Annotated in this window: 10 protein-coding genes; 3 read left to right on the plus strand and 7 right to left on the minus strand. The window is 65.3% G+C overall.

Annotation, left to right across the window (positions count from 1 at the left end; all coding sequences use genetic code 11):
* Positions 1-209 precede the first annotated feature (209 nt).
* The 5 genes from VOI27_RS17765 to dctP all read right to left on the minus strand — a co-directional run bounded on the left by VOI27_RS17765 (position 210) and on the right by dctP (position 5,361).
* Positions 210-1,220 carry a LacI family DNA-binding transcriptional regulator gene (locus VOI27_RS17765; RefSeq protein ID WP_323766979.1) on the minus strand — a complete coding sequence of 337 codons (1,011 nt, stop codon included), beginning with the start codon at positions 1,218-1,220 and terminating at the stop codon, positions 210-212.
* Positions 1,221-1,312: 92 nt separating this feature from the next.
* The gene (locus VOI27_RS17770) at positions 1,313-2,611 is read right to left on the minus strand and encodes a TRAP transporter large permease (protein ID WP_323766981.1); all 1,299 of its coding nucleotides are present in this window, start codon (positions 2,609-2,611) and stop codon (positions 1,313-1,315) included.
* Between the two features lie 35 nt (positions 2,612-2,646).
* Positions 2,647-3,225 carry a TRAP transporter small permease gene (locus VOI27_RS17775; RefSeq protein ID WP_323766983.1) on the minus strand — a complete coding sequence of 193 codons (579 nt, stop codon included), beginning with the start codon at positions 3,223-3,225 and terminating at the stop codon, positions 2,647-2,649.
* Between the two features lie 31 nt (positions 3,226-3,256).
* Positions 3,257-4,288, minus strand: coding sequence for a cyclase family protein (locus tag VOI27_RS17780; RefSeq protein ID WP_323766985.1), 1,032 nt, complete (start codon positions 4,286-4,288; stop codon positions 3,257-3,259).
* Positions 4,289-4,332: 44 nt separating this feature from the next.
* Positions 4,333-5,361 (minus strand): TRAP transporter substrate-binding protein DctP, encoded by a 1,029-nt coding sequence (dctP, locus tag VOI27_RS17785; RefSeq protein WP_323766987.1) that lies wholly within the window; start codon positions 5,359-5,361, stop codon positions 4,333-4,335.
* Between the two features lie 231 nt (positions 5,362-5,592).
* Here dctP and VOI27_RS17790 point away from each other — a divergent pair, with 231 nt between their 5' ends.
* Genes VOI27_RS17790 through VOI27_RS17800 form a run of 3 tightly spaced genes read left to right on the plus strand, consistent with a single transcriptional unit; the run spans position 5,593 to position 7,957 of the window.
* Positions 5,593-6,972 (plus strand): acyclic terpene utilization AtuA family protein, encoded by a 1,380-nt coding sequence (locus VOI27_RS17790; RefSeq protein WP_323766989.1) that lies wholly within the window; start codon positions 5,593-5,595, stop codon positions 6,970-6,972.
* Positions 6,969-7,349: a hypothetical protein gene (locus tag VOI27_RS17795; RefSeq protein WP_323766991.1), complete on the plus strand. Its 381-nt coding sequence runs from the start codon at positions 6,969-6,971 to the stop codon at positions 7,347-7,349. Before VOI27_RS17790 ends, VOI27_RS17795 begins: the two co-directional genes overlap by 4 nt.
* A complete protein-coding gene (locus VOI27_RS17800) occupies positions 7,346-7,957 on the plus strand; it encodes an HD domain-containing protein (protein ID WP_323766993.1) in 612 nt (203 codons plus the stop codon). The genes VOI27_RS17795 and VOI27_RS17800 overlap by 4 nt, the downstream gene beginning before the upstream one ends.
* A 3-nt stretch (positions 7,958-7,960) precedes the next feature.
* On the opposite strand, the gene VOI27_RS17805 is transcribed toward VOI27_RS17800, so the two are convergent.
* Together VOI27_RS17805 and VOI27_RS17810 are read right to left on the minus strand one after the other, a co-directional pair.
* Complete coding sequence (locus tag VOI27_RS17805) at positions 7,961-8,824, minus strand: hypothetical protein (protein ID WP_323766995.1); 864 nt, start codon at positions 8,822-8,824, stop codon at positions 7,961-7,963.
* Positions 8,825-8,844: 20 nt separating this feature from the next.
* A partial coding sequence (locus VOI27_RS17810) for an FCD domain-containing protein (RefSeq protein ID WP_323766997.1) occupies positions 8,845-9,076 on the minus strand: 232 nt, incomplete at its 5' end.

The raw sequence follows: 9,076 nt of genomic DNA on the forward strand, positions 1-9,076 counted from the left end.
GCACTTCGTTTGTGAATCCACCCGGCTACACAGCAAGCGCGCAGAAGGCTGATTATGTTTTCGGCCTTCCTTCAGGCCGAACGTTTCAATTTGAAAATTCAGTCGAGAGCCTGTGCAGCTTCCGACCGATTGGCATCCCAGACCTTAATCCGACAATCGAGAGCAGTCTTTTGCCGGGCCCCGACCAATAAGACCCGCTGCCTCTGCGCTCAGGTCGTCTCCCGCGAGATGAACTCTGGAGAGATCAGCGAGGTCGTCAGGTCGGCCGCGCCGGTTGTCTCGAAATCGACGATCACGCTCACTGCCTTGGCCGCGAGCTTGTCGACCGGCTGGCGGATGGTGCTGATCCGGTAGGCCCCGAGCGCTGCTCCGGGAATGTCGTCGTAGCCCACCACCGCGACATCGTCAGGCACCGCAAGACCAAGATCACGCCGCAGGGCGTCCATCCCTCCGAGCGCCATCATGTCGTTGCCGAAGAACACCGCATCGGGCCCGTGCGCGCCGTCCATCAGCGTCAGCGTGGCCGCATGGCCAGCCTCGTAGGAGCCCTCGGCGACCACCAGCTGCGTACAGGCCACACCGGCCTGATCCAGAACATGGCGAAACCCGGCGGCGCGCTCTTCGTAGATTCCGGTTTCCACCTCGCGCGTCACCAGCGCGGGGCGTTCGGCGCCGCGGTCCAGCAGCGCCTGCGCCGCCAGCATGCCGCCACTGAAGTGATCTGTGGTGACGATGGCGGCCTCGACATCCCGCAAGACCCCGAGGTTGAGCACGATCGGCATCTCGGACTGGCTGGCGAACATCCGCGAGACCCGGGCCGAGGGAGATATCCCCATGACGATGGTCGACACCATGTTGTACTGCGAGATAAAAGGCAGAATGCTCTTGGCGTCCCCCTCGGTCGACACCTTGAACAGGGTCGGAAGAAAGCCCTCGTCCCGCAACCTGTCAGAGAGCTTGTCGAGCAGGTCGGCGAGAAAGGGATTGAGCAGCGGGCCGATCAGAATGCCGACGACGTTGCTGGCCTTTCCAGCCAGCACCCTGGCCGCGATATTGGGCTCGTAGCCCAGCTTTCGCGCGGCCTCCAGCACCAGCTTGCGGCGCTTCTCGGAGACGGAGGCCCCCTTGGTGAAGGTTCGCGACACCAAAGATCTGGACACACCTGCCACCCGCGCAACGTCATCGGCAGTCACCCGATTTCCGGATATCTTCTTGCCCATCCTGCTGCCCTTATTCTTTCTCAACTGCCCTGCCCATCGACAGGTTACCGAAAGCCTTCAGCTTCCACAAACGCCAGGCGCCACCGCCTTGCTCACACCAGGCTTGGCAGCCACAGCACGATCGCCGGAAAGGAAAACAGGATCGCGATGGTCACCAGGTCCATTCCCAGGAACGGGATGACGCCCTTGAAAATCGAGCCCAGCTGAATGTCAGGGCGCACGCCGGCCACGACAAAGCAGTTCAGACCCACCGGAGGCGTGATCAACCCGATCTCGACCACCTTGACCACGAGGATGCCGAACCAGATCGGATCGAACCCGAGCTCGACGATCGCCGGAAAGATGATCGGCAGTGTCAGCAGCAGCATGCCGATGGCATTCATGAACATGCCAAGCACAACATAGGCTGTCAGGATGATGCAGAGGATCACCGAAGCGTGCATGTCGAGGCCGACGATCCAGTTGGCGACCGCGCCTGGCAGGCCGCTGAAGGCAAGAAACCGAGCGAGGATGAGGACCCCCCAGATGGTGGCGAAGATCATCACCGTGAGGCGGATCGAATCCATCAAGCAGGCGTGCAGCTCGCGGATCGAGAACTTGCCGGAAAACAAGAACATCACAAAGACGATCCCGGCACCGACCGCCCCGGCCTCGGTTGGCGTCGACCAGCCGGATGACATACCGATGATGATCACCAGGATGACCGCGATGATCGGCAACACCCGCGGCACCTCGGCCAACCTGTTACGCCAGCTTGCCCGGATGATCTGCGGCTTTGCTCCCGAGGTGGTCTTGGCGGCAAAGACAATATAGGCGGCGTAGACCAATGCAGAAAAGAACCCCGGAATAAAGCCGGCCAGCAGCAGCTTGCCGATCGATTCCTCGACGATAATGCCATAGACCACCAGGATGGTGCTGGGCGGGATCAGCGAGGCGAGGGTGCCGCTCGCCGCCACCAGCGCGGCCGAGTTTTTCAGCGAATAGCCGCTCTTCGACAGTTCCGGGATGGCGACCCGCGCAAACACCGCGGCGGTCGCCGTGCTCGCGCCCGACACCGCACCGAAGCCGGCGCTGGCGAAGATCGTGGCCACCCCCACCCCGCCGGGCATCCAGCCCAGCCAGGCCCGGGCGAACCTGTATGCACCGTTGATCATCCCTGCCGAATTGGCAAGAAAGCCGATCAGGATGAAGAGCGGCAACACCGAGAGCTCGTACCGGGCGGTGCTGTCATAAGGGATCAGCCCGGCAATATTAGTGGCAACGGCAAAGCCCTTGAGAAAGCTGAGCCCGAGAAAGCCGGTGATTGCCGCCGCGAAGACGATCGGGAAACCAGCGAGAATGAGAAGAAACAGCCCGGCAACGCCGATGAGTCCCACGGTGATAGGGTCCATGTCTCGATCCTTTGATCAATTCTGCAGAAGGTCGCTCAGTCGACGGCTTCGGTGACGGGGTCCGGTGGAACCGGTGTGGCGATTGCGGACCTGCGCGGGTCGGTGAACAGCCGGCCATGCGCCCAGATCGTCAGCACAAGGCGCGCCGCCAGAACTGCGAAGGACAGCGGGGCCACCAGTTTCGACGGCCAGGTCGGCCAGTTCATGGCGATGGTGGTATCGCCGATCATGTAGGAGCGTTCGAAATGCGAGAACGATCCCTGAAACAGCTGCACCGTGATCAGCAGCGCGCAGACCGCGATGACCACCTCGGCAAGATGCGCGCTGCGACCGGTGAGCCTGCGGTTCACAAGGTCCATGCGGACGTGACCGGCCTTGCGATAGCAGTAGGACAGGCCAAGCAGTCCGTAGAGCGGGCCGACCAGAACAAGCACGTCGAACTGCCCGCGCAGCGGCGCGCCCAAAAGGTTGCGTGACAGGATCTCAGCCACGCTCAGCCATAGCAGGCCGAAAATCACCCAGGCGCCGATGGCGGCGCCCAGGGTCTCGATCGCGCCGACCCCCCGGTCGAGAGCGATGAGGCTCCTGTCGGATCTGCTCGTGGTCAGTGCCATTGCGCGTTCCCCTTGGTGCGAGGCTGGGATGTCATACCGTTGCCACCGGCGAGACCGGCGATCCCACCGCGCCTGGCAGGCGCAGCGGCGGAGCGCTGAGAAAGAATCGTGTCCGGCCCGCCTGGTCCAGCCACTCGGCCAGATCGGACAAGTACCAGAGCTCGCCAAGCGGCAGACCCAGCTTGAACAGGCAGTGGTTGTGCAGCGGCAGCAGCACGCCCTTGCTGCGCGGCACGGCAGGGCGATGTTCGACCACCGCGTTGTCGGCCACCAGCGCCGCGATGCCAGAGGCGGTGATCCACTCCAGCAGGTCACGGTCCGCACCGTCGAGCTCGACACCGACCTGGGCCAGTGCCGCCGGATCGGGGGCGTCGCCCATCTTCCAGAGCTCGCGGGCAAACCCAGTGTGCAGGCACAGGATGTCGCCCGGCCCGATCTCGAGGTCGAGCGCCTGAATGGCGTGCAGCAGGTCGGTCCGCCCGATCCGCCGCCGCTCGAGGCCAAAGACCTTTTCCAGATCGACCAGGACGCCGCGCCCTTGGACGCAGCTTTCCGCCAGCCGGTCGATACCCAGCGGATTGCCACCGCCACGGCCGCTCTCGGCATCGGGCGCTTCAACGTCGACCCGCGCTCGGTAGCCGTTGTAGTAGACCTCTTCCTTGACCCCGTCGCCATCGGCATCAAACAGCGCGCCGTTGTGGGCCAGGGAATCCCACTGGGTGGAATATTGGCTGTAGATCGTGATCACATCATCGCAAGAGACATCGACGACGCCAGCGTGCTCCTGCTCGACCCGGTAGTGATAGGCCTCGCCGTGACGCCGGACCACAGGCTTCAGGCTGGGTGCTTTGCGGTTGGGGTTCAGCACGTTGCGCCCCGGAATGTCAAGCGGCAGGCTGAGGCAGAAGGCAAGGCCTTCGCGGATCTCCCCGGCCGCCGCGCGGCGCCGTTCGGGGGTGATCAGGTTGAGCCGCCCGAGACGATCATCGGGCCCGAAATCGCCCCAGTTCGACCCGGGCGGGCGATTGCGAAATCGCCGCTGCCCGTCAGGTGTGTCGTTCATGCTGGTCTGGCCTCCCTTGACCGTCTTCTGCCGCCAAGCGACCGTTACTTGCCTGGAATGGCCGCCATCATCCGGTCGAACAGCTCCTGTCCCGGCAGGCCCTTCGCCTCAGCCTCGGCGATCCATTCCTGCCAGAGCGGAACCCCGGCCAGATCGCGGAACTTCTCGCGCTCGGCCTCAGAGAAGGACACGACGGTCAGCCCGTCTTCCCGGAACGCCTCGAGCGCGCCGTCGCCGGCCTCGCCATAGGCGTCTGCATAGGCCGCATAGGCCATGTCCCGCGACTCGAGCGCGATGTCGCGATAGGCCTGCGGCAGCGCCTCCCAGGCGCTGATGCTCACCACCCAGGGGCAGTTCACCGTGCCGGGTGCGAGGTTCTCGGTCACCCAGTCAGAGGGTTCATAAAGCCGGTAGGAGTCCATGGCGTAATGCGCGATCGCCACCGAATCCAGCACGCCCTGCGACAGCGCCTGGTAGGTTTCCGGCGCCGAGAGCGACATTGGCACCGCGCCGGCCTTTGCATAGGCAGAGCCGAGCGGGCCGAGGGCGCGCACCCGGAGGCCTTCGATCCCGGCCACCGAGTCGACGGCCTCGCCGCGGCCGATCAACTCCATCTGCGGCAGCACCGAAGAGAGCATCCACTTTGCATTCCAGCGTGCGAGCTCGGCCTCGACGGTCGGGTGTGAATAGACCGCCTCATGCGCGGCGCGCTGATTGGCGAGATCCTCGAACGGCAAAAAGGGCAGCTCGACCACCATCGAGGCCGGGTGCTTGCCTGGGTGGAAGCCGCCGCAGTAGTTCGCCACTTCGAAGGCGCCCAGCTGCAGGTTGTCCAGGTTGTTGCGCGGCGCCGAAAGCTCGCCGCCGTAGTGAATGCTGATCTGGAAAGCGCCGTCGGTGCGGCGAGCGATTTCCTCGGCCCAGGCCTCGGCGCCGGCGGTGGCGGCGCGCGGCGTGCCCCAAGTGGACGCCTGCCAGCGCACGTCCTGCGCAGCGGCCGATGTGGCGCCCGCCAACAGCAGGGACGCGGCGATGAGCTTTGCTGGCGCCTTGATTGCCTCGAGTTGTGTCACGTGTGTCTCCTCCGATTCGTTATCTCCCACTGCGACATTAACAACAAAATGGAACCGCGTGCAATATTATGTTTGAAGAACGCAGAACAGGCCACGTCAGTTTGAAGTCGACCTCGTGTAACCCGAAAGTATTTCTATATTTCACTGGACTTATCGTATCAAAAAATCTCCTGTTGCATTTTTCTGCCACGAGCCAATAATGAACACGCGTGCAAGAAATAGGGTGATGAAATGACGACAAGCTTCCTGATAGGCAACGGTTCCGGATTCTCCGGCGACCGGATCGACGCACCGATACCGGTGGTGAAAACCCTGGTTGCCGACGGTCGGCCCTCGGCGATCTTTTTCGAGGTTCTGGGCGAGCGCACCGTGGCGTTGGCCCAACTTGAGCGCACCGCTTCGAACGACAGCGGCTACGAGCCGATGCTCGAACCGCTGCTGGAACCGATCCTGAAGGACTGTTTCGAGAACGGCATCAAGATCATCGGCAACTTCGGCGGCGCCAACCCGATGGGCGCTGCGCGCTGCATCAGCCGGCTTGCCAGAAAGCTGAAGCTCACCGGACTGCGCATCGGCGTGGTGACGGGCGACGACATCCGCGAACGGATCTCGCTCGACGACCTCGAGGTCTACGAGGCCGACGAAGGCATCGATGTCCATGACGGCACGCTGGTGTCAGCCAATGCCTATCTCGATGCCCAGCCGCTGGTCGAAGCGCTGGCCAAGGGCGCCGATGTCGTGGTCTGCGGCCGAACCGGCGATCCCTCGCTGGCGCTGGCGCCGCTGATCCACCATTTCGGCTGGTCGGCAGACGACTGGGATCTGTTGGCCGCCGGCGCCACCGCGGGTCACCTGCTGGAATGCGGCTCGCAGGTCTGTGGCGGAGTGTTCTTCGAGCCCGGCTACAAGGAGATCCCCTGCCCGGAGAACATCGGCTTTCCGATCGCCGAGATCGGCGCGGACGGCGCGGTCATCATCGGCAAGGCAGCCGACACCGGGGGGCTGGTGGATGCGCGGACCATCAAGGAGCAACTGCTCTACGAGATCCACGATCCAGCGCAGTACATCACCCCCGACGTGACCGTCGATCTCAGCGGTGTGACGTTGCAACAGCTGTCCGAGGATCGGGTCCAGATCCTCGGGGTCTCGGGCACCGCACGACCGGAAAAGCTCAAGGTCACCGCCTGCTTCGGCGGCAGCTACCTCGGCGAGGGAGAGGTCTCGGTGGCCGGGCCCAACGCCCTGGCCCGCGCCCGCGCCACGCGGCAGGTGCTGCACGACCGGCTGAAGTTTCGCGGGCTGGACGTGACCGCCCGCTGCGACCTGATCGGCATCTCGAGCGCGCATGACTCGGATGCCGGTGTCCTCAGCCTGGAAGACTATGGGCCGGGCCCGTCGGACATCCGCATCCGGCTGGCCGCCGCCGGCTCCAATCGCTCCCACGTGGAACAATCCGCCCGCGAGGTCCTGGCCCTGCTGTGCTGCGGCACTGCCGGCACTGGCGGCGCCAGGTGGCGGGTCACCCGCAGGGTCGTGACACGATCCTATCTCGCCGAACGGGCGGCGATCCAAACCCAATCCCAATGTTTCGCAAGCGAGGATCTGCTGTGACTTTCGAGGACCCCATCATCAGAGTGCCGTTGCACGAGGTCGCCCACGGGCGCGCCGGCGACAAGGGCAACCGGCTCAACATCAGCGTCATTCCCTACAAGGAAGTGGCCTTCGCCCCGATCGCTGAACAGCTGACCGCCGAACGCGTGCATGACATCTTCCGCTACCGCGGCACCACCCGGGTGCAGCGCTACGACCTGCCGAAACTCGCAAGCTTCAACTTCGTCATCGACAATGTGCTCGAGGGCGGGGTGAACTCGTCGCTCAATCTTGATGGCCACGGCAAGACCCTGTCGTTTCGCCTGCTCGCGGTCGAGGTCGAGGTGCCCGAAAGCGCGCTGCACAGCGCCAGCCCCTACCGCAGGGGCGTGCAATGACCGCCCCTGAGGGCACGGAGGCCAGTGACAAGATCGCCGCCAATGTGATCCGGGAGTTGCCGGAGCTCGCCGGCATCAACGATCCCGGCCTGCGCGACGGGGTGGTCGCGGCCTGGAGCTATGCGCTGGCGCAGGAGGGTCTGAGCCGGGTTTCCGACATGGCAGGCTGCGGTTCGCCCGGCCGGCTGCAGCTGAAAACCGGCACCCAGCTCACCCATATCCGCGCCGTGACCAACATGGCCCGCGCCAGCGGCGAGGCGCTGAAGGCTTCCGCGCCCGACCTGCCGCTCGATCTCGACGTGCTGATTGCCGGCGGGCTCTTGCACGACGTGGGCAAGCCCTTCGAGTTCAATGCCGCTCGGCGGGCGGAGTGGACCGGGCGACCGTCCGCCTGCGGGTTTCCCCCAATGCGTCACCCCGGCCACGGCTGGCACATCTGCCTCACCGTGGGTCTCCCGGTCGAGGTCGCGCATATTGCCGGGGCGCATTCGCACGAAGGCGAATACCTGCAACGGTCGCTCGAGTGCCTCCTGGTGCATCACGCGGATTTTGCCTATTGGAAGGCGCTTAAGGTCTCAGGCCTGCTGGTCGACCCGCCGCTGCCCTGACGCTCAGCCTGCCGGGCGCGCGGCGATCTTCAGGGTCAGCTCGGCCGAAATCGACTGGCCCGCCGGAAGCACAGTCAGCCCGTGCGGCCCGGTCCCGGTCTCGCCGCTGACATGGCTCTGCGGTTCAAGCGCAAACCGTGCCATCCCGGGGTCGGCAAAGAGCATCAACGCCGGGAGTCCCCGACCCCGCATCTCGAGCCCGTAACCCAGCGATGGCTGAGTGATCCGCGCGCGCCCGTCCCAGCCGGAATAGCATTGGTTGCGCCAGGCCTCCGGCAGCCCCCGCGGCGTCGAATAGGCCTCCGCGGCGGGAAGCGGGCGCTTGCCGAGGGGCAGATGCCCCGGCCCCTCCGGCCAGAGCGTGCGGGCGGCAAAGGCCACCTGCGTGTCCGTCAGACGCGGGAAATACGGGTGGAAGCCGATGCCGCAGGGCACCGCCCGCGCCCCGGTGTTGCGGAGGCTCAGGCCGAACCTGACACCGGTGGCGCGCAGCTCCGCCATGAACTCCATCCGCAGGTCGAGGGGATCGTGGCCGCGGGTATCAAGGCCGAGCGCGATCCGGCCGGCGGTGGTCTCGATCACCTCCCACGACCGCTGCCAGGCGATGCCATGCAGCGCCAGCGGCTCGTCGGTGTTGGGCGCAAGTTCGATGCGCCGCGTGCCCAGGGCCAGCCGGTTGCCGCGCGCGCGGTTGGCGAAGGGCGCCATGAGGAACATTGCCGTGTCGCCGGCGGTCCTGGCGGGCGCGGCTCTAGGCGCCAGCACCGGCACCCAGCCCTCTGCCGTTGCGACCTCGAAGCGGCCGACCGAAGCGCCCATCGCCGGATCCACCGACAGCCGGAACCGATCGTTCTGCAGCGTGATCATCGCTCAGCGGCAGGACGAGGTCATAGGGCCGCGGCCGTGTCCTGGCCCCGCTGGCTCGCCGCGCGGCCCAAGTCGCGCGCCGCGACACCGATCAGCCCGGCCATCAGCCGGCGAGCGGTCTCGCTCTCGCGCATCCGGATCGCTTCCAGCACGTCGCCATGGGTGTGAAGCGAGTCCGCGAAGTTCTCGGAGGCCTGCGTGGTCATCCGGAAAGACATCCGCAGCGCCGCGCCGATCACCGTGCCGAAATTG

This window comes from Marinovum sp. (assembly GCF_034669705.1).
In the GTDB taxonomy this organism is placed as follows: Bacteria; Pseudomonadota; Alphaproteobacteria; order Rhodobacterales; family Rhodobacteraceae; genus Marinovum.

Bases quoted from the DNA above. Each gene is read 5' to 3' on its own strand.
- VOI27_RS17765 (WP_323766979.1), bottom strand. From the start codon at position 1,220: ATGGGCAAGAAGATATCCGGAAATCGGGTGACTGCCGATGACGTTGCG.
- VOI27_RS17770 (WP_323766981.1), bottom strand. From the start codon at position 2,611: ATGGACCCTATCACCGTGGGACTCATCGGCGTTGCCGGGCTGTTTCTT.
- VOI27_RS17775 (WP_323766983.1), bottom strand. From the start codon at position 3,225: ATGGCACTGACCACGAGCAGATCCGACAGGAGCCTCATCGCTCTCGAC.
- VOI27_RS17780 (WP_323766985.1), bottom strand. From the start codon at position 4,288: ATGAACGACACACCTGACGGGCAGCGGCGATTTCGCAATCGCCCGCCC.
- VOI27_RS17790 (WP_323766989.1), top strand. From the start codon at position 5,593: ATGACGACAAGCTTCCTGATAGGCAACGGTTCCGGATTCTCCGGCGAC.
- VOI27_RS17800 (WP_323766993.1), top strand. From the start codon at position 7,346: ATGACCGCCCCTGAGGGCACGGAGGCCAGTGACAAGATCGCCGCCAAT.
- VOI27_RS17805 (WP_323766995.1), bottom strand. From the start codon at position 8,824: ATGATCACGCTGCAGAACGATCGGTTCCGGCTGTCGGTGGATCCGGCG.